General features: G+C 37.8%; 20 protein-coding genes. 12 read left to right on the top strand and 8 right to left on the bottom strand.

Going from position 1 to position 17,944, the window contains the following annotated elements:
* Positions 1–24 precede the first annotated feature (24 nt).
* From A3223_RS08290 to A3223_RS08280, 3 genes are read right to left on the bottom strand one after another with little or no spacing between them, the layout of a single operon-like run.
* On the bottom strand, positions 25–1,308 hold the full coding sequence (locus A3223_RS08290) for a TRAP transporter large permease (protein WP_084109902.1): 1,284 nt from the start codon (positions 1,306–1,308) through the stop codon (positions 25–27).
* Between the two features lie 10 nt (positions 1,309–1,318).
* Positions 1,319–1,861: a TRAP transporter small permease gene (locus tag A3223_RS08285; protein WP_021084026.1), complete on the bottom strand. Its 543-nt coding sequence runs from the start codon at positions 1,859–1,861 to the stop codon at positions 1,319–1,321.
* Positions 1,861–2,853: a DctP family TRAP transporter solute-binding subunit gene (locus A3223_RS08280; RefSeq protein ID WP_002941552.1), complete on the bottom strand. Its 993-nt coding sequence runs from the start codon at positions 2,851–2,853 to the stop codon at positions 1,861–1,863. Before A3223_RS08280 ends, A3223_RS08285 begins: the two co-directional genes overlap by 1 nt.
* A gap of 445 nt (positions 2,854–3,298) precedes the next feature.
* Here A3223_RS08280 and sodB point away from each other — a divergent pair, with 445 nt between their 5' ends.
* The gene (sodB, locus tag A3223_RS08270) at positions 3,299–3,916 is read left to right on the top strand and encodes a superoxide dismutase [Fe] (RefSeq protein WP_021091088.1); all 618 of its coding nucleotides are present in this window, start codon (positions 3,299–3,301) and stop codon (positions 3,914–3,916) included.
* Between the two features lie 544 nt (positions 3,917–4,460).
* Here the strand turns inward: sodB and A3223_RS08265 are convergent.
* A complete protein-coding gene (locus tag A3223_RS08265; protein ID WP_084109900.1) occupies positions 4,461–5,627 on the bottom strand; it encodes a MalY/PatB family protein in 1,167 nt (388 codons plus the stop codon).
* Positions 5,628–5,726: 99 nt separating this feature from the next.
* On the opposite strand from A3223_RS08265, the gene A3223_RS08260 reads away from it, so the two are divergent.
* From A3223_RS08260 to tpx, 3 genes are all read left to right on the top strand, one after another.
* Entirely contained in the window at positions 5,727–6,182 is a 456-nt protein-coding gene (locus A3223_RS08260) for a DIP1984 family protein (protein WP_084109899.1), read from the top strand.
* Positions 6,183–6,396: 214 nt separating this feature from the next.
* Positions 6,397–7,539, top strand: a complete 1,143-nt coding sequence (locus A3223_RS08255; protein ID WP_084109898.1) for a trans-sulfuration enzyme family protein — start codon at positions 6,397–6,399, stop codon at positions 7,537–7,539.
* A gap of 14 nt (positions 7,540–7,553) precedes the next feature.
* Entirely contained in the window at positions 7,554–8,078 is a 525-nt protein-coding gene (tpx, locus tag A3223_RS08250; protein ID WP_084109897.1) for a thiol peroxidase, read from the top strand.
* 45 nt (positions 8,079–8,123) lie between these two features.
* On the opposite strand, the gene A3223_RS08245 is transcribed toward tpx, so the two are convergent.
* The 4 genes from A3223_RS08245 to A3223_RS08230 all read right to left on the bottom strand — a co-directional run bounded on the left by A3223_RS08245 (position 8,124) and on the right by A3223_RS08230 (position 13,721).
* Positions 8,124–8,675, bottom strand: a complete 552-nt coding sequence (locus tag A3223_RS08245; RefSeq protein ID WP_084109896.1) for a ribonuclease HII — start codon at positions 8,673–8,675, stop codon at positions 8,124–8,126.
* Positions 8,675–9,529 carry an S-adenosylmethionine tRNA ribosyltransferase gene (locus A3223_RS08240; protein ID WP_084109895.1) on the bottom strand — a complete coding sequence of 285 codons (855 nt, stop codon included), beginning with the start codon at positions 9,527–9,529 and terminating at the stop codon, positions 8,675–8,677. The genes A3223_RS08245 and A3223_RS08240 overlap by 1 nt, the downstream gene beginning before the upstream one ends.
* 78 nt (positions 9,530–9,607) lie before the next feature.
* Positions 9,608–10,702, bottom strand: coding sequence for an ATP-binding protein (locus A3223_RS08235; protein WP_084109894.1), 1,095 nt, complete (start codon positions 10,700–10,702; stop codon positions 9,608–9,610).
* The gene (locus A3223_RS08230; RefSeq protein ID WP_084109893.1) at positions 10,665–13,721 is read right to left on the bottom strand and encodes an Eco57I restriction-modification methylase domain-containing protein; all 3,057 of its coding nucleotides are present in this window, start codon (positions 13,719–13,721) and stop codon (positions 10,665–10,667) included. Before A3223_RS08230 ends, A3223_RS08235 begins: the two co-directional genes overlap by 38 nt.
* A gap of 257 nt (positions 13,722–13,978) precedes the next feature.
* Here A3223_RS08230 and rpsJ point away from each other — a divergent pair, with 257 nt between their 5' ends.
* From rpsJ to rpsC, 8 genes are read left to right on the top strand one after another with little or no spacing between them, the layout of a single operon-like run.
* Entirely contained in the window at positions 13,979–14,287 is a 309-nt protein-coding gene (rpsJ, locus tag A3223_RS08225) for a 30S ribosomal protein S10 (RefSeq protein ID WP_009295257.1), read from the top strand.
* A gap of 20 nt (positions 14,288–14,307) precedes the next feature.
* The gene (rplC, locus tag A3223_RS08220; protein WP_002941563.1) at positions 14,308–14,886 is read left to right on the top strand and encodes a 50S ribosomal protein L3; all 579 of its coding nucleotides are present in this window, start codon (positions 14,308–14,310) and stop codon (positions 14,884–14,886) included.
* Positions 14,883–15,497, top strand: coding sequence for a 50S ribosomal protein L4 (gene rplD / locus A3223_RS08215; RefSeq protein ID WP_084109892.1), 615 nt, complete (start codon positions 14,883–14,885; stop codon positions 15,495–15,497). The genes rplC and rplD overlap by 4 nt, the downstream gene beginning before the upstream one ends.
* Before the next feature lies 1 nt (position 15,498).
* Complete coding sequence (locus A3223_RS08210; protein ID WP_084109891.1) at positions 15,499–15,780, top strand: 50S ribosomal protein L23; 282 nt, start codon at positions 15,499–15,501, stop codon at positions 15,778–15,780.
* 1 nt (position 15,781) lies between these two features.
* A complete protein-coding gene (gene rplB, locus A3223_RS08205; protein ID WP_084109890.1) occupies positions 15,782–16,615 on the top strand; it encodes a 50S ribosomal protein L2 in 834 nt (277 codons plus the stop codon).
* A 2-nt stretch (positions 16,616–16,617) separates the two neighbouring features.
* The gene (gene rpsS, locus A3223_RS08200) at positions 16,618–16,899 is read left to right on the top strand and encodes a 30S ribosomal protein S19 (RefSeq protein WP_002941639.1); all 282 of its coding nucleotides are present in this window, start codon (positions 16,618–16,620) and stop codon (positions 16,897–16,899) included.
* 11 nt (positions 16,900–16,910) lie between these two features.
* Positions 16,911–17,243 (top strand): 50S ribosomal protein L22, encoded by a 333-nt coding sequence (gene rplV, locus A3223_RS08195; protein WP_002941544.1) that lies wholly within the window; start codon positions 16,911–16,913, stop codon positions 17,241–17,243.
* A 1-nt stretch (position 17,244) separates the two neighbouring features.
* Complete coding sequence (gene rpsC, locus A3223_RS08190) at positions 17,245–17,943, top strand: 30S ribosomal protein S3 (protein ID WP_002941650.1); 699 nt, start codon at positions 17,245–17,247, stop codon at positions 17,941–17,943.
* Position 17,944 lies beyond the last annotated feature (1 nt).

The following is a 17,944-nucleotide window of genomic DNA, read 5'->3' as shown; positions in this document are numbered from 1 at the left end:
TTTAGAGGCAAGAGCCTCTAAAATTTAATTTCCATACATTATGTTTGGCAACCAAAGTGAGATTTGCGGTATATATGTAACCAAGATAAGGCCAAAGAACAAGGTTAGCGTCCATGGCAAGCATGCCATGATGACCTCTTTTAAGTTCATATTTGTAAGACCGCTTGCGACAAATAAATTTAGTCCAACAGGCGGGGTCACCATACCTATCTCCATATTTACAACCAAGATGATACCAAAGTGAATAGGATCGACGCCTAGTTGCGTAGCTATCGGAAGCAAGAGCGGCACCATAATCATGATAACGCTTGAAGGCTCCATAAACTGACCCATGATAAAGAGCAAGATATTTACAAATATCAAGAACCCTATCATGCCGATATTTGCATCAAGTATCATCGAAGCGATCGCTTGTGGGATCTGCTCGCTAGTTAGCAAATATGCAAAAACAACGGCGTTTGCGATGATAAAAAAAATCATAGCTGTTGTAAGGGCTGAGTCTAGGCAGATATCCCAAAGGTCTTTTATCTTTATATCTCTATATATGAAAAGTGAGATAAATAGCGCATAAACAGCACTTGCCGCAGCAGCTTCAGTCGGAGTGAATATACCTCCATAAATTCCGCCAATGACCACGACGACTATTAAAAGAGCCCAAAATGCTTTTGCAAATTTTTGCACTCTTACTTTAAATGGCTCAGCCTTAGTCGCTTTAAAGCCAAGCTTTTTTGCTCCGACATAGGTTTGCACGAGCATAAAAGCTCCAAGCATAAGACCAGGCACGACGCCCGCCATAAAGAGCTTGCCGATACTAACCTCAGCAGTTACGCCATAAACTATCATAACAACTGAAGGTGGGATCAAAATTCCAAGCGAGCCAGCCGTAGTTATGCCGCCCACTGCGTACTCTTTTGGATAGCCAGCCTCTTTTATAGCTGCAAACATAATTGAGCCAATAGCTACAACCGTCGCAGGTGAGCTTCCAGATACCGCTGCAAATATAATGCAGGCAAATATCGCACTCATAGGCAAGCCACCTGGCAAGTGTCCGACCATAGACTTTGCAAAGTCGATGATACGTCTTGCTGAGCCACCTTTACTTAGTAAATTTCCAGCCAAGATAAACATCGGTATCGCCATTAGCGAAAATTTATTGATGCCATCAAAAATTAGCTGTGGGATCGTAGCGATGTCGATATCTGTAAAAAATATCATTGTTAAAACGGTGCTTGTGCCTAGCGAAACCGCGACTGGCACACCTATTAGCATCAGTGCAAAAAGCAGGATAAATAAAAATGCTATTGTCATCTTTTTCTCCTTAGTCTTTGACTACGCTACCATGAGCTAGCTCGTGCGCTTCGTTGCTTACGACCTTTGCTGCAGGAGTTAGAGCTACTTTGATAGCTTTTTCAGCAGAGCGGTAGCTAGCTGTGACAAAGGCTATTGGAAGCACTAGCATAGGGACCCATTGAGGTATGCCAAGGTCTATTATCATCTGCTCGATCTCGTGTAAAATTTTAAGATAATCCACCGAATAAACCGCGATAAATATCAAAAAGACAGTTGTTAAGATGTGCGAAAAGAGCAGGCACGCTTTCGCAAGCGCTGGTGGAAATTTCTCCACCAAGATAGTTACGCTCACGTGGATGCCCTTGTTAAAGCCATACGCTGCGGCAAAAAACGCCGACCAAATGAAGAGGTAGTTTGATAGCTCGCTCGCCCATGACCAGCTTTTGTCGAAAAAGTATCTGGCCACGACGTTGGCAAAGGCTAGTAGCGTTCCACTAGCTAGCCCTAAAACGGCGATAGTCTTATTTAGCGATACTATCAATATATCAAGAGCGTTAATGAAATTTTTCATTATTTTGTCTCGATTGTTTTTTCTATAAGCTCTTTGCCGATGACATCGTAAAATTTAGGATAGATAGCCTGCATAGTCTTCTCCCACTCAGCTTTTTGCGCGTCGTCGATCTTGAAAATTTCTAGCTTTTTAGTCTCTGCTATATATTTTTCAAGCTCGGCTATGACGTGAGCGTCCTCTTTAGCTGTCTCTTCTCTCTCGTAAGCTGTAGCCTCGCTTAGAGCTTGTTTTACATTTGCTTTTAGATCATCTGGTAGTTTGTTCCAAAATTTATCACTCATAACGACTAGATAGCCTAGATATCCGTGGTGTGAAAGCGTAAGCGAGCTTTGAACCTCGTGAAATTTAGAGTTATAGAAATTTGATAGTGGGTTTTCAGTCGCATCAACTACGCCTTGCTGAAGCGCAGAATAAACCTCTGAAAATGGCAGAACTTGTGGATTGCCACCGATCGCTTTGATCTGCTCTTCAAGCACTTTTGAGCTTTGGATTCTAAATTTTTGTCCTTTTGCATCTTCTGGCACAAGGATCGGTTTTTTGCTTGAGCTAAAGTGCTTAAATCCAGCATCCCAGTAATCAAGCGCTACAAAGCCTTTTTTAGTCACAAGACCTTTTAGCTCCTCGCCAACTGCGCCATCTTGAACCTTGTGAAGGTGGTCTGCATCTTTAAAGATGAAAGGCAGGTCAAATAGCTGAAACTGCGGCACGATAGGTGTAAATTTAGAAAAACTTGGAGCTGCCATTTGAACGTTACCAAGCTTTAGCGCACCAAAAACTCTATCGTCATCAAGAAGCTGCGCTGATGGGAAGACTTGAACTTTTATCTTGCCGCCACTTAGCTCCTCAGCACGCTTTGCAAAAAAGTCTGCCGCCTTGCCCTTTGGCGTAGAAGCTGCGACAACGTGAGCAAATTTGATCGTATAGACCTTATCCGCACCAAATGCTAAGCCACTGATGGCACATGTAAAAAGTAAAGCTTGTAAGAATTTCATCTTTCATCCTTTGTAATAGTTTTGATAGGTGCATTATAAATTTCAAAAATAAAAATTTAGAAATTTTGTTTCGTAAATTCACAGCTATTTATTTTTATATGTGTATTTTAGTAACAAATATACTTCAAAAAGCTAATTTATATTTTCAAAAAATTTTTATAGTTTTTCTATAACTAAACTTTTAAAGTATACTTGTTACTTTTTTACACATAAAATTTATTTTATTTTTACTTTTAATAATTTTCTTGAATCTATTTAACCAAATGTATGGGTTATTTTGCTTTAAATTTTTCTTTTCTATAAGTTTAAAAGCCAGCCAAAAAAATGTAAGTTTAGATTTGCTTAAATTTAGCCTATATTTTATGGCTAAATTTAAAAGATTTTTATTTATTAATTTTTTATGGCTATAATGCAAAACAACAAATTTTATTATTAAGGAATTATTATGTTTGAACTTAGAAAACTTCCATTTGATGCAAATAGCAATGCAGTAGTTAGCGCAAAAACCTGTGAATACCACTACGGCAAGCATCATGCAACTTACGTAGCAAATTTAAACAATCTTATAAAAGATACAAAATTTGCTAACGCATCTTTTTATGAAATTCTAACAAATAGCGAAGGTGGGCTTTATAACAACGTTGCTCAAGTTTACAACCACGACTTTTACTGGGACTGCATCGCTAAAAAAAGCGAGATGTCAAGCGAGCTAAAAGCTGCGATCGAAGCAAATTTTGCAAATTTCAAAGAGGAATTTTTAAAAGCAGCTACAACGCTTTTTGGCTCAGGCTGGGCGTGGCTTGTATTTGATCCAAGCAGCAAAAAGCTAGAGATCGTACAAACTAGCAATGCAAAAACTCCAGTGAGTGACGGCAAAGTACCACTTCTAGTCGTTGACGTTTGGGAGCATGCTTACTACATCGACAACTTCAACGCTCGTCCAAAATACCTAGAGACATTTTATGAGAACATAAACTGGGAATTTGTAAGCAAAGCTTACGAGTGGGCGCTAAAAGAGAGCCTTGGCTCAGTTGAGTTTTACACAAAAGAGCTTCATAAATAATATCTGGCGGGGGTTCCCGCCTTTAAATTTCTGCATTATCTAAATCAAATTTATTAGCAAAAACTACCTTGTTTTAAAAAAAGTGTAACTTCAAAAATGGCTCAAAATTTTGTTTTAGCAAACAATTTCTCTTAAAATTAAAACCAGCATAAGCTATCTTAACTTCAAATTTCTACTTTGTTGAAAATTTTAAAGCCACTGCTAAATTTATGAGCCAAAGCCACGTTAATGTTTAAAAAAGAATGCGTTTTGCAACTTTAAAATAACTCCCAAGTGCCCATGGTACTCTTTTGGCACTCTAACGCGTGCTGATGAAATAGAAAAATGGCAAAAGTTAGATTTATAGCTTGCTCTATTGCAACCAAGCAGCATTCTATTTAATTTACAAAAGTGAGAGTGAAATATTTTGGTTTTAAGATTCAAACCGCCACAATATTCAAAAAAGTGGGGGCAATATTTACTGCTTCAAAAATTCCCCGAGCTGTATTAATATTAGGCAGGAGTAGCTTAAAATTCAAAAGCCACCCAGCCAAATTTACTCAATTTATTTTTTTGAAGTGTATAAATTTATACCATTTTGTAAGCGTTTTAGCCCTTCAAGCACTCTGGCTCTTTGGGTTGCGATATTCATACGGAGGAAAAATCTATCTCCCCTGTAAGCATTGCCATCATTTAGCCAAAGTCCAGCTTTGTCACGCAAGAAATTCATAAAGTCGCTCGAATCCTCGCAAAACGCGCTGCAATCAAGCCATAAAAGATAAGTCGCATTTGAAGGCAGAAGCTTTACTGGCAAATTTTGCTCTTTTATGAAATTTATAACGATTTTTTTGTTTTCAAAGAGATAATCCCTAAGTTCATCAAGCCATGTTTGGCTATCGTTAAATGCCGCTATTGTCGCAGTTATTGCAAATGCGTTTGCCTCACCTATCTCATCATAATTTACAGCCGCATTTATTCTGGCACGTATCTGCTCATTTGGCGTGATGATGGCTGAGCTTTGAAGTCCAGCTATATTAAAGGCTTTTGTAGGTGAGACGCATGTGATTGAGTTATTTTTGCACTCTTCGCTAACGCTGATAAATGGCACGTAGCTTAGCCCAGGATCAGTTATGTCGCAGTGGATCTCATCGCTGATAACCAAAACATCATGCTTATAGCAAAGCTCACCTATCTTTTTAAGCGTCTCTTTGTCCCAAATTTTTCCTATTGGATTGTGAGGATTGCAAAGGAGCATCATAGTTGTTAGCGGCTGCGCTAGCTTTGCTTCAAGGTCTTCAAAATCAATCTCATAAGAGCCATCTTTATAGATAAGGTCATTTGATAAAATTTCACGGCCATTATTTTTAATGCAGTTAAAAAATACGTGATAGACAGGAGTTTGAACTAAAATTTGATCTCCTGGATTACTAAATCTTCTAATAGCAGTTGAAATCGCTGGTATAACACCAGTGCAAAAGCACATCCAATCGTTTTCAAAGCTAACGTCATGACGCCTCTTCCACCAGCCTTTGATCGCTTCGTTCCACTCTTTTGGAATAAATGAGTAGCCAAAGACGCCATTATCAAGACGCTTTTGTAGGGCATTTAAAATTTCAGGTGCAGCCTTAAAATCCATATCAGCAACCCACATTGGCAAAATGTCATTTTTCATTCGCCACTTCGATGAGTTAGTGCCATCTCTGCTAATAAGCGTATCAAAATCGTACTTCATAGCTTTTCCTTAAAATAAAATTTTAAATCAATTATAACCCAAAAGATACTAATATAATTTGAAATTTTCTCTCAATTTAATATTTCAAAAGGAAAAATGATGAAATTAGCTCAGGCTCTCATTTTAAGGGCCGATACACAAAAACGCTTAGAGCAGCTAAAAGGTAGGTTGCTTGATAATGCAAAAATACAAGAAAATGAAAGACCTAGCGAAGATCCAAAGCTTCTTTTAAAAGAGCTTGATAGGCTAAGCGATGAGCTATTTAGGCTGATCTTGGCTATAAATTTAACAAACTCAAGTGCAAAATTTGAAGGCGTGAGTCTAACTGAAATGATCGCTAAAAAAGATACACTAAGCCAAAAAGCAAGCGTGCTTAGGGAATTTGCCAAAAGTGCAAGCCAAAAGGTCGATCTTTACTCAAATAGTGAGATAAAAATTTTAAGTAGTGTTGATGTAGCCACGCTCCAAAAGCAAATAGACGAGCTATCAAAAGAGATCAGAGAGCTAGATATGAAGCTACAAGAGGCAAACTGGCAAGTTGATCTTGTAGAGTAAAATTTATGGTGAAAATTTAGCTAAAGGCGAGTAAAAAGAAAAATTTATTAGGCTTGCGGGGAGAGCAAAAGTTTAAATTTATCCCAGCAATTTAAAAAATGCATTCTTAAAAATAAACGTTACTACCACTTACTGATTTAGCTACGTTTTGGGTGGGTTTGGGGAAGATTAATCTTTATTATGTAAGATTTCACAAATTTTTAAAAGGAAATTTATGAAACTTGACACATTGATCGTAAAAGGCATCGAAGCTAAAAATAATCCAAATAAAGCTGTCATTCCGCCTATTTTTTTAGCAAGTACATTTGTGCAAGATGATCTTGAGAATTTTCAAGAATTTGCATATTCGCGTGGCAACAACCCTACAAAAAAAGCATTTGATGAAATTTTTGCAAAGGTTGAAGGCAGCAAATACGCTTTTAGCTTTGGTTCAGGCATGGCAGCAACAGCCGCGGCACTTAGCCTTATAAAAACTGGGCAAAAGGTCCTACTAAATAGTAACGTCTATGGCGGCACTTATAGATATGTCACGACCGTTTTTGAAAGCCACGGCATAAAGAGCGAATTTATAGACGATCTAAATTTTTTAAGCGAAGATGACATAAGCGACGATGTGGCGGCGATATTTATCGAAACTCCGTCAAATCCTCTCTTAAGAGTGACAGATATCGCTAGAATTTCAAAGATCGCTCACAAAAAAGGCGCTCTAGTCATCGTGGATAACACATTTTTAACGCCTTATTATCAAAGAGTACTTGATCATGGAGCTGATATCGTGGTTTATAGCGCTACAAAGTATATCGGCGGACACGCTGACGTGATCGCTGGTATCGTCACGCTAAACGACGATGCTTTGGCTGAGAAGATAAAATTTGCTAAAAACACGCTTGGTGGCATCATCAGTCCGATGGACGCATACTACCTAATACGTGGGCTTAAAACACTTAGCGTTAGGTTTGACAGACAAACACAAAATGCACATAAAATCATCAAATTTTTGCAGAATAATGACGCTGTTAGCGTTGTGCATTTTGCTGGCTCATATAGCGAGCAAGAGGCAAAAATGCAAGCAGCTCAAGCAAGCGACATTGGCGCGCTCATCTCATTTGAGCTTGATGAAAAATATGATGTAAATAAATTTGTAAAATCGCTAGAAATTTTTGATCTAGCAGTGAGCCTTGGTGGCGTAGAAAGCCTTATCTGCAGGCCTGCGACGATGACGCATGAGGCATTTCCAAAAGAGGTACTAGATAAGATCGGTATAAAGCAAAACTTGCTTCGATTAGCCATCGGTATCGAAAACGCTGATGATCTAATAGCGGATCTTGATCAAGCATTTAAAAAAGCAAAAAAATAATAAAGGAGATAGATATGGCAACTACAAAATTTAAAGGTAGTGAGGTAAATTTAAGTGGAAACGAGGTCTTTGTAGGCTCTTATGCGCCTGAAGCAAAAGTCGTAGCGCAAGATCTTAGCGAGTTTAGTGTAGGCGGAAATAATGGCGTAGAAGTACTTGTTTGCTTACCATCACTTGATACTGGCGTTTGTGCAGCAGAGGCTCGTAAATTTAACGAAAAAGTAGCTGGCAAACATGGTGTAAAACTTAGCATCATCTCAAATGATTTGCCATTTGCGATGGGTAGATTTTGCACGACTGAAGGCATAGCAAATTTACATGTTGGAAGCGACTTTAGATACGGAGAATTTGCTAAAAACTATGGTGTCTTAATGAGCGATGGCCCACTAAAAGGGCTACTTGCAAGAGCGGTATTTGTCATCAATGATGGCGTAATAATTCACAAACAAATCGTCCCTGAAGTGACAGAAGAGCCAAACTACGATGCAGTATTTGATGCTATTAAAAGTAGTGGTAGTTGCGGTTGTGGCTGCCATTAAAAAAGGCGTTATCTAAGCATCTATTTGATGCTTAGATAATTAATTTTAGTCAAATAGAGATTTTTCAAAAGACTTTACTACAAAGCTTTTTCTATGAAGGCCTGAATAGCCAAACTTGGCAATGGCTTCTAAATGTGCTTTTGTGCCGTATCCTTTGTGCCTAGAAAAGCCATATTTTGAGTAAATTTTATCCCAGCCTTTCATTAAACTATCGCGGCTAACCTTTGCTAATATGCTAGCAGCGCTTACCCCAGCGACCTTGCCGTCAGCTTTTATCATCGTTGTGATACCTACGCCATAGTCTAAATTTCCATCATAAATGATCTCAAAGCCCTCAAAATGCACCTTAAAAATTTTGAGCGCTCGTCTTAAGCACTCGCTTAGCCCAAGTTCGTCTATTTGCGCATTTGAGAAGTAGATGATGAGAAAGTTGGAGCTTTTTATAATCTCTTTAAAAAGCTCCTCACGCTTTTTTGCGGTTAGTTTTTTGGAGTCGTTTAGGCCTGAAATTTCTTTATTTAGCACGCAGGCCGCTACGCTTAAAGGCCCAGCTAAAGCCCCACGTCCAGCCTCATCTATGCCACAAATTTTTGCCATTAAAGCCCGATTTCATCGCTAAAGTAAGGTCTTAGCTCATCAAGTGGCACGCTAATTTGCTCCTCGTTTAAAAAGGTAAGCCCAAGTGGCGAAAGCACAAAATTTTCGCTAACGCCTGCTGTTGCAAGGATTGCTTTTAGATGAGGATCGTTCATATCTTTAAAAATCTGCTTTAACTTTAGCTTTTTGTTGGTTTTAATTAAGACGACATCGCAGCTAGTTTTATTGTTTTTATAGGTGCAGATACTTTTTATTTTGTCATTTATATAGTAGATGTTATCTAGGCTTTCAAATTGGTTATTTGGCCATTTTTTACGCTCGCTTTTTAGGTCATAAAGTGTCGAGAGTAATTTATTTTTATTTTTTTTAGCCGATTCTTTGGCAAATATATCGTTAATTATAGCTTCGTATCTTGTGCCATTTGCTTCGGTCATTTGGATGCCAATATTTAGCATTTCATACTCTTTTTCTTTTTTGATAGTCGCATTATAGGCTTTGTTTTTAACGATTATTTTGCCCTTTAGCTCGCCATTTTCATTTTTAACGTCTAAATTTATCTTATCAGATACAGCATTTAGCGATGAAATTTCACTGCTATTTTGCTCAAGATTACCTTTTTCGTAGTCGTATTTTGTGCCATCAAAAAAGATATGCCCGCTTATCTTGGCTGGCACTTTAAAGCTCTTACTTTGCTTAAAATTTTCAAATTCATCTTTAAAATAGTTCATATACACTTCAAATTTTATACCATTCGCCTCACCAATAAATTTATAAAATTTTGCCCAGTTTTCGTGATTTATCTCATAGCCAAATAGGCTTACTATAAGTATAAAAATCCCAATAAATGCTCTCATGTCCGTCCTTCATAGTTTTGTTGATTATAGCTTCTTTACTTTAAGCTTTTAAAACAATAATCAAATAAAGGTTTAAATTTATAAACCTAGACTCCACCTAGAAAATGGCAAAATTTCGCATTTTATGCCCTCAAAGCTAAGCTCAGCTTGGTTTGCGACGCTGATTATCTGAAGCTTGCTTACACCCAGCTCTTTTAAGCTTGCGTGGAGTTTTTTAAATTTCAAGAAGATGATCTCTGGTGCAGAAAACGGCACACAGATGATTGCGATCTTCCTTTTATTAAGGAAGAAATCAATCTCTTTTGTGTAGTAAATTTCATCTTTAAATTTAAGCAACTCGCAAAAAACTACATTTGCAAAGACGGCCAAAAAGTCCTTTTTTAGGTATAAAGCGTTACGAAGTGCAAAATTTGTAAAGTAGAGCTTTTTGCTCGTGCTACTCTCATCTAAATTTGGTACTAATTCTATAAAGCCATTTTCATTAAGGCTGGTTACTGCGTTATAGACACTATCTTTTGAGATTTTCATCTGCTCTTTTAGGTTTTTGTAGATACCAAAAGTACTAAGCACATCGTGGCATTTTGGAGTACATTCTTTTAAAATCGCAATGCTTTGCTCGCTTAAATTTGCTCTTAAGAGCTGTTGCAAGTGCGCTGTGACCTCGCTGGAGTCTAAAAAAGCACTTGCTATCTCATTGCCATGAGCCAAAAAGTAGCTAAAAAGCAGGTCTTGGTCCAAATTTTTCTTAAAAAATAGTATAAATTCCTCGTAGTCGAGATAGTTTAAATTTATGCGTGCAAAGCCGTCAATCGTGAGTGAAAATTCCTTGCTTGTAAGGATGATATTTTCAAGTGTTGCGCCCTTTAAAAAGTCTAAATTTGCAAGGTCAGCAGCTTGTAAATTTTCAACTGCGATCACCTTTATCTGGGTATTTTTTTCTAAAAATTCTTTTAAATTTGCTAAAAGCAAGGCTCTGTCTATCCTTAGATCGTCTAAATTTACATAAAGTCTCTCCTCGCTTTTATAATGGCTCAAAAACTCATAAACAAGGGCTGTTTTGCCACTTGAAATGGCGCCTATTATAAGCGTCTTTGGCGAGATGATTTCGTATTTCCTGGGGATAAATTTACTTGATTTAAGCGGCTGATTGTAATAAAGCTCTAATTGGTTCATTTTCTCCCCTTTGTAAGATGTATATGTAAATTTTTGCTATACCTTCAGAACCCCCCCCCGTTATAAGTGCGATCTCGTCGCTCGTTAGCTCATAAAGCTCAAAAACAAGTTCGTCTATTTTTTCGTTACTTGCCTTGATTTTGTTATTTAGCGCGTCGATATTTTCTTTAGCTTCTAGCTTTTCATAAAGAGTTAAAGTAGGCATGTGCTTCTCGTAAAGCTTGATTTTTTCATTGGCTTTTAAAATTTCATCAATCAAATTTATTATCTCGTTTGCTAAATTTTCATTTTGTGGCGTTATTTGGGGGATAGGCAAAATTTCTAAGCGATTTATTTTTATTTCGCCTTCAAGTCCGCCTCCAGCATAGAAAAAGTTGAAAATTTTATAAACAGCTGTTGAATTTAAAAAGGCTAATAAAAATTTTAGATTTTCGCCAGTTATGCAATATGCAGTATTGTCTGGAATATTATTATTTGCATCGTAAGCAAATTTTGGGCTTTGCACCATTCTGGCGCATAAAATTTTCTCTTTTTCGAATTCTTCATAATAAGCGATATTGTCTTGCGCCTCAAACCATTTATTTGATGTTTTTTTACGGCATTTTTTACCATTTATAGTTTCGCCACTTTGTGCTATATAAGGCAAGAAATTTTGTAAATATCCCTTAAGACTTGGAAAATTTTCAATATCTATCTTTAACGCCGGAAATGTGCAAATGAGCCACAGCCCAGCCCACTCATAGTCATAACGCTTTATATCTCGACCTCGTAAGATCGGTCTAATGAGCTTTTGCGTCCGCCCTCTTTCTTCTCCAGTACAGTTATTTAAAATTTTATCACGAGCGCTATCGTCGATGATAAATGCTTCGTTTAGTCCAGTTTTGACACCATAATTGATATTCACACCCCAATCTTTTAATGGCTTTGCGACTTTTTCGATCTTGCTTTTTAGCTCAAATTTGCTGCTATCTAGGAAAGTGAAATTTGTTTCGTTTAGCGTGGATTGTGGTATTTGGATAAATTTTTGCGTTTTTAAATTTATGCTGTTTGAAGCTAGGAAATTAAATTTTGAATTTTCACCGGCTCTTATTTTTTTAAAAATAGTAATCGCGCTATCTACGCTCGCGTCTTCAAAAACTTTAACCCCAGCAAAATCAATAATGTGCGTTATTTGCGTATTTTCTAATATAAATCTACGTAAATTTTCACCATAGCTGGCACGGAAAAATTTATTTGAACATATAAAACCTAAAAGCCCATTTTCTTTTAGATGTGTAATGCCAAGCTCATAAAAATAGACAAACAAATCAGCCGTTCCGCTATAAACTTTATATTTTTGTAGGGCTGGTTTTTGCTCTTTTATCGCCTCTTGTCTGACATAGGGAGGATTGCCGATAACGACATCAAATTTAAAGTCAAAAGGAAATTTTAAAAGTGAGTTTGCTGCTACTAAATTTTTACTAAGATCTGTTAAAACTCGTCCTTTTGCAGCTGTGCGGAGCCAAAGAGATAGTCTGGCGATCTCGACCGCATCGGCATTTATATCTACGCCGTAAAGATTATTTTCTAAAATAGTGCTTTCTATATCGTAAAGCCCCAAGCCCTCGCCCTCATATACTTTGCGGTAAGTGTCTAATGCGCCATGCTCGCTAATGAGAAATTCTAAAGCTTGGTTTAAAAACGCACCAGAGCCACAAGCTGGATCAAGTATCTTAAGGGATAAGAGCCACTTGCGGTAAGCATAAATTTTGTCTTTGATCTCACTTTCTGCTTTGGTTAATTTTTTGGGATTTTTTGGTGCTAATAGCTCATTTAGATCAAGCCCTAGCTCATCTTTTTTGGCTTTACAAAGCGTACCAAGCGAATTCTCAATTATAAATTCTGTTATAAATTCTGGCGTATAAAATATGCCATCTTTTTTGCGTTTGCTCTGTTTGGCATCAAATTCATTACCATTTATTTGCGCATTTAGCTCTTCAAGGTCGTTTAGTGAGCTTTCAAAGATATGTCCTAGGATATTTACACCGATGTCGCTTAAAAAATCATAGTCGCTTAAAAACTGCGCTTCAAGCACGCTATCGTCTATCTTTAGCGCATCAAGCTCAGTATCTGTGGCAAAAAGCCCGCCATTGTAGCGTTTGATATCAAGACGTTCACTACCTTCATCAATGGCTTTAAAGTAAATTTTGTAAAAGTCATAAAAACTAAGCTCAGTAACTTGGTTTTGAAATTTATCTTTTATCTCGGCTATCGTGCGAAGTCTTAGTAGTCCGCGGTCTTCAGCAAATAGTATAAAGACAAATCTATCACATAGTTTTTGAGTCAGGCTTAAAAGCCTATTTTTATCAATGCTGGCATTGTTTTTGCAAATATTTTTAAAAAGAGCAAGTCTAAATGCGCTAAAGTCTTTATAAAATTTGTTTGAAATTTCGCGCTCGTGAGTGGCAAATTTCTCTTTTAGCTTTAGTGGCAGATCCGTGCTAATACTCTCAAAGCTAAGCAGCAAATGAAGTCTTTTAAACTCGTCAAAGTTTGCTGTAAAAAGGTCAAATTTTTCAAATGTTGTTTTATTGCCGATGTAAAAGCGCAGTTCATTAAAATTTGAAACAACGACATATTTGGCATTGTCGTGTGAGACAAAATAGCGAAAAGCTTGATCTACCGGGCTAAGCTCGCGGTTGGACGGAGTTTTATCAAGATATTGCGTGGTTTGATCTTTTAGCTCGATCACGCATCTAACTTCGCCATTTATAAGTATCGCCCCGTCTGTCTTTTTGCCGTCAGTTTCGTTCTTTTTCTCGCGCTCAAGGTTAAAAGTTGTAGGGTTAGTAGTGTCCAAAGTGTAGCCAAGGCAGTCTTCAAAGATATCTTTTAGAAACTGCGTCTGAAATTTTTCTTCTTTGAAGCTCTTAATGTCACTAGCTTTTACCTGATACATTTGCAAATTTGCATAACGCTTTTTAAGCTTCTCCTCGTCTTGATCTTGGGTTAGTAAGAATTTTGTATTAAAGATCGGCATCTTTTCTCTTTAAAATTTTAATTTCTTGGAATCTTATCTTTTTAAATTTTATATTTTCCTTATTAAAAGGAAATAATTAATCAAAATTCATCAAAAAATAACGTTTTTCTTGACAACTATAATAGCTTTTTTGTAAAATCGCGTTCTCTTTACGAAAAGACAAGCGTCTTTGCTCGTACGATCGCTTGATCCTATGCGAGTTATTTTGATGTAAAGAGGTCGCGAGTTTGCGACAAGTTCTTTTTAAAGGAAAACACATGGAAAGAATCAGGTTAAAGCTAAAAGCTTACGACCATAGAGTTCTAGACCGCACTGTTGCAGCAATCGTAGAAGCTGTCAAACGAACAGGTGCCGACGTTCGTGGCCCGGTACCAATGCCTACAAAGATCAAACGCTATACAGTCTTAAAATCTCCACACATCAACAAAGACTCACGTGAGCAGTTTGAGATGAGAATACACGCTCGTATGCTTGACATCGTAGCTGCTACTCCAGAAACTGTAGATAGCCTAACAAAACTCGACCTAGCTCCAGAAGTTAATGTCGAAGTTCGTGCGATGAAATAAGCGGACAAAAGGATAAGAGTATGGAATATATTGTAGAAAAAATAGGCATGAGTAGAACGATTGCCACGAAGAGTACGCCAGTTACACTACTTAAGCTAGTTGAGGCTAAAGTATGTGAGATCGACGAAAACAAACGTGCTATCGTAGCGTATGCCCACACTAAAGCAAACAACAAAGCTATCGCTGGTCAGCAAAAGAAATACAATCTGACTGCAGAATTTAACAAATTTGCTACGCTTGAAGTAGCTAATAGCGAAGTTGGAAACCTAGACTTTACACCATTAAACGAGGCTAAAATTTTAAAAGTTAGCTTTAACTCAAAAGGTAGAGGCTACCAAGGTGTGGTAAAAAGACATGGTTTTGGCGGTGGTCCAAAAAGCCACGGCTCACGTTTCCACAGACGCCACGGTTCAATTGGTAACTGCGAATGGCCAGGTCGTGTTCAACCAGGTATGAAAATGGCAGGACACATGGGCAATGAGAAAGTTACTGTTAAAAACGAGCTAATAAGCTTTGACGCTCAAAATGGCATCGTAGTTGTAAAAGGTTGCGTTCCTGGTCACAATGGTGCAATGGGTAAAATAAGGATTGTAAAATGAGTAAAATTCACGTATTAAACGATAAATTTGAAAATTCAGGCGAGTTAGAGCTTCCTGCAAGCTACGCTGAAGTAAATCCGCACAACCTATATCTTTATGTAAAATCTTACCTTGCTGGTATAAGAGCAAATACGGCTCACACTAAAAGCCGTGCTTTTGTAAGCGGTGGTGGTAAAAAACCATGGAGACAAAAAGGACGTGGTGGTGCAAGAGCAGGTTCAACTAGAACTAACGTTTGGGTAGGCGGTGCAGTTGCATTTGGTCCAACAAACGAGAAAAACTATTTTCAAAAAGTCAATAAAAAACAAAAAAGACTAGCTCTTGAGTACGCTTTGGCAGTAAAAGCACAAGATGGTAAAATTTTCGCAGTAGATAGCATCTCAATCGAGTCTGGAAAGACAAAAGATGCAGCTAATATCATCAAAAATTTAAAAGTAAAAGACGCGCTTATCGTTAAAGATTTACTAGACGATAAAACACTACTTGCTTTTAGAAATTTAGCAAACTGCTATGTAGTAGATGCGAATGAGATAAATGCTTATCTTGTCTCTACATTTAGTTCGGTTATCATTGAAAAAGCTGCACTAAAAACTATAACAAAAGAGGGCTAAAATGGCGGATATAACTGATATCAAAACAATTATTTATACAGAAAAAACTCTAGGCCTTCAAGAACAAGGCGTTGTTGTTATCCAAACTTCACCAAGAGTTACAAAAAACAGCTTAAAAGTGGTTTTACAAGAGTATTTTGGAGTAACGCCTGTTCGCGTAAATTCACTTAGAATTAGCGGCAAAGTTAAGCGTTTTAGAGGAAGAGCAGGTCAGCGTGACGAGATAAAGAAATTCTACGTTAAGTTACCTGAAGGCGTAAGCCTAGAAAATACGGAGGCGTAAGATGGCTATAAAATCATATAAACCATATACACCTAGTCGCAGATATATCACTGGACTAAGCTCTGAAGATATAACAGCTAAACCAAGCGTTAGAAGCTTGCTTGTTAAAATACCTGCAACTGGTGGTAGAAATAACAATGGCCGTATAACTTCAAGACATAAAGAAGCAGGTGCAAAAAAACTTTATCGTATCATCGACTTCAAACGTCGTAAATTTGGTATAGAAGGTAAAGTTGAAGCGATCGAATACGATCCAAATAGAAACTGCCGTATCGCTCTTATAGCTTATAAAGATGGTGAAAAGCGCTATATCATTAGACCAAATGGCCTAAATGTTGGCGATGTTATCGCGTCTATCGATGAGGGTTCACTAGATATTAAACCAGGCAACGCTATGAAACTAAGATTTATCCCAGTTGGTACTATCGTTCATAACGTAGAGCTAAAACCTGGTAAAGGCGCTCAGATAGCTCGTTCAGCTGGCGGTTATGCTCAGCTAATGGGTAAAGAAGAGAAGTATGTTATCTTAAGAATGCCAAGTGGCGAGATGAGACAAGTACTAGCTGAGTGTATGGCAAGTATCGGTGTAGTTGGCAACGAAGACTGGGCTAACATCACTATCGGTAAGGCCGGACGTAATCGCCACCGCGGTATCCGCCCACAAACACGTGGTTCTGCTATGAACCCAGTTGATCACCCACACGGTGGTGGTGAAGGTAAGAAAAATTCAGGCCGTCACCCAGTTACTCCATGGGGTAAACCAACTAAAGGTGCTAAGACTCGCCGTAAAAAAGCTAGCGATAAGCTTATAATTTCAAGAAGGAAAGGAAAATAGAGATGGCAAGATCACTCAAAAAAGGTCCTTTCGTAGATGATCATGTAATGAAAAAAGTTATTGCCGCAAAAAATGCAAACGATAACAAACCAATCAAGACTTGGTCAAGACGTAGCACGATTGTACCTGAAATGATTGGACTAACATTTAACGTTCATAATGGCAAGAGCTTTATTCCTGTATATGTTACAGAAAATCATATAGGCTATAAACTTGGCGAATTTGCTCCAACACGCACATTTAAGGGTCACAAAGGCTCAGTGCAAAAGAAAATCGGCAAGTAAGGGGAAATGATATGAGTAGAGCAATTATAAAATTCGTAAGACTTTCTCCTACAAAAGCAAGACTTATAGCAAGAGAAGTTCAAGGCATGAATGCCGAGCTAGCACTTGCAAGCTTGCAATTTATGCCAAATCGTGGTGCTAAATTTATAGCAAACGCTATTAGCTCAGCAGTAGCAAATGGCGGATTTGAGCCAGAAGAGGTTGTAGTAACTAGTTGCCGCGTTGACGCTGGTCCTGTATTAAAGAGATTTAGACCAAGAGCAAGAGGAACAGCGAGCAAAATTCGCAAACCTACTTCTCATGTAATGGTAGAAGTATCTAAACCTGAAAAGAAGGAAGCATAATATGGGACAAAAAGTAAATCCAATAGGTCTTAGACTAGGAATTAACCGCAACTGGGAATCTAGATGGTTTCCAACCAAACAAAGTCTTCCTGAAAATATCGGTGAAGATTACAAAATTCGTGCATTTTTAAAGAAAAAACTTTACTATGCAGGAATTAGCCAAATTCTAATCGAAAGAACGGCTAAAAAACTTCGTGTAACCGTAGTTGCAGCTCGTCCTGGTATCATCATTGGCAAAAAAGGTCAAGATGTTGAAAACCTAAAGAACGAAGTTAGCAAACTTATCGGTAAAGAAGTAAATGTAAATATCAAAGAAGAAAGAAAAGCTCAAGCTTCAGCTCAACTTGCTGCTGAAAACGTAGCTATGCAACTTGAAAAGCGTGTCGCATTTAGACGTGCTATGAAAAAAGTTATCCAAGGTGCTCAAAAATCAGGCGCTAAAGGTATCAAAATTTCAGTTGCTGGTCGTTTAGGTGGTGCTGAGATGGCAAGAACCGAGTGGTATCTAGAAGGTCGCGTTCCGCTTCATACTCTTAGAGCAAAGATCGATTACGGTGTAGCTGAGGCTCATACGACTTATGGAAACATAGGTATTAAAGTATGGATTTTTAAAGGTGAGGTTCTTCAAAAAGGTGTTCAACCTGAGAAAACTGAAGAAGAAGCACCTAAGAAAACACGTAGAGCAAGAAGAGGTAAATAAT

The organism is Campylobacter concisus (assembly GCF_002092855.1).
In the GTDB taxonomy this organism is placed as follows: domain Bacteria; phylum Campylobacterota; class Campylobacteria; order Campylobacterales; family Campylobacteraceae; genus Campylobacter_A; species Campylobacter_A concisus_AI.
The sequence above is the reverse complement of the archived record's forward strand: the minus strand, read 5'-3'. Positions and strand labels throughout refer to the sequence as shown.

What these genes read in the sequence shown, in the direction of transcription:
- A3223_RS08285 (WP_021084026.1), bottom strand. Translation starts at nt 1,861, where the DNA reads ATGAAAAATTTCATTAACGCTCTTGATATATTGATAGTATCGCTAAAT.
- A3223_RS08280 (WP_002941552.1), bottom strand. Translation starts at nt 2,853, where the DNA reads ATGAAATTCTTACAAGCTTTACTTTTTACATGTGCCATCAGTGGCTTA.
- A3223_RS08240 (WP_084109895.1), bottom strand. Translation starts at nt 9,529, where the DNA reads ATGAGAGCATTTATTGGGATTTTTATACTTATAGTAAGCCTATTTGGC.
- rpsC (WP_002941650.1), top strand. Translation starts at nt 17,245, where the DNA reads ATGGGACAAAAAGTAAATCCAATAGGTCTTAGACTAGGAATTAACCGC.
- rpsJ (WP_009295257.1), top strand. Translation starts at nt 13,979, where the DNA reads ATGGAAAGAATCAGGTTAAAGCTAAAAGCTTACGACCATAGAGTTCTA.
- A3223_RS08235 (WP_084109894.1), bottom strand. Translation starts at nt 10,702, where the DNA reads ATGAACCAATTAGAGCTTTATTACAATCAGCCGCTTAAATCAAGTAAA.
- A3223_RS08290 (WP_084109902.1), bottom strand. Translation starts at nt 1,308, where the DNA reads ATGACAATAGCATTTTTATTTATCCTGCTTTTTGCACTGATGCTAATA.
- A3223_RS08260 (WP_084109899.1), top strand. Translation starts at nt 5,727, where the DNA reads ATGAAATTAGCTCAGGCTCTCATTTTAAGGGCCGATACACAAAAACGC.
- tpx (WP_084109897.1), top strand. Translation starts at nt 7,554, where the DNA reads ATGGCAACTACAAAATTTAAAGGTAGTGAGGTAAATTTAAGTGGAAAC.
- rplV (WP_002941544.1), top strand. Translation starts at nt 16,911, where the DNA reads ATGAGTAGAGCAATTATAAAATTCGTAAGACTTTCTCCTACAAAAGCA.
- rplC (WP_002941563.1), top strand. Translation starts at nt 14,308, where the DNA reads ATGGAATATATTGTAGAAAAAATAGGCATGAGTAGAACGATTGCCACG.
- A3223_RS08245 (WP_084109896.1), bottom strand. Translation starts at nt 8,675, where the DNA reads ATGGCAAAAATTTGTGGCATAGATGAGGCTGGACGTGGGGCTTTAGCT.
- A3223_RS08210 (WP_084109891.1), top strand. Translation starts at nt 15,499, where the DNA reads ATGGCGGATATAACTGATATCAAAACAATTATTTATACAGAAAAAACT.
- A3223_RS08255 (WP_084109898.1), top strand. Translation starts at nt 6,397, where the DNA reads ATGAAACTTGACACATTGATCGTAAAAGGCATCGAAGCTAAAAATAAT.
- rplB (WP_084109890.1), top strand. Translation starts at nt 15,782, where the DNA reads ATGGCTATAAAATCATATAAACCATATACACCTAGTCGCAGATATATC.
- A3223_RS08230 (WP_084109893.1), bottom strand. Translation starts at nt 13,721, where the DNA reads ATGCCGATCTTTAATACAAAATTCTTACTAACCCAAGATCAAGACGAG.
- sodB (WP_021091088.1), top strand. Translation starts at nt 3,299, where the DNA reads ATGTTTGAACTTAGAAAACTTCCATTTGATGCAAATAGCAATGCAGTA.
- rplD (WP_084109892.1), top strand. Translation starts at nt 14,883, where the DNA reads ATGAGTAAAATTCACGTATTAAACGATAAATTTGAAAATTCAGGCGAG.
- rpsS (WP_002941639.1), top strand. Translation starts at nt 16,618, where the DNA reads ATGGCAAGATCACTCAAAAAAGGTCCTTTCGTAGATGATCATGTAATG.
- A3223_RS08265 (WP_084109900.1), bottom strand. Translation starts at nt 5,627, where the DNA reads ATGAAGTACGATTTTGATACGCTTATTAGCAGAGATGGCACTAACTCA.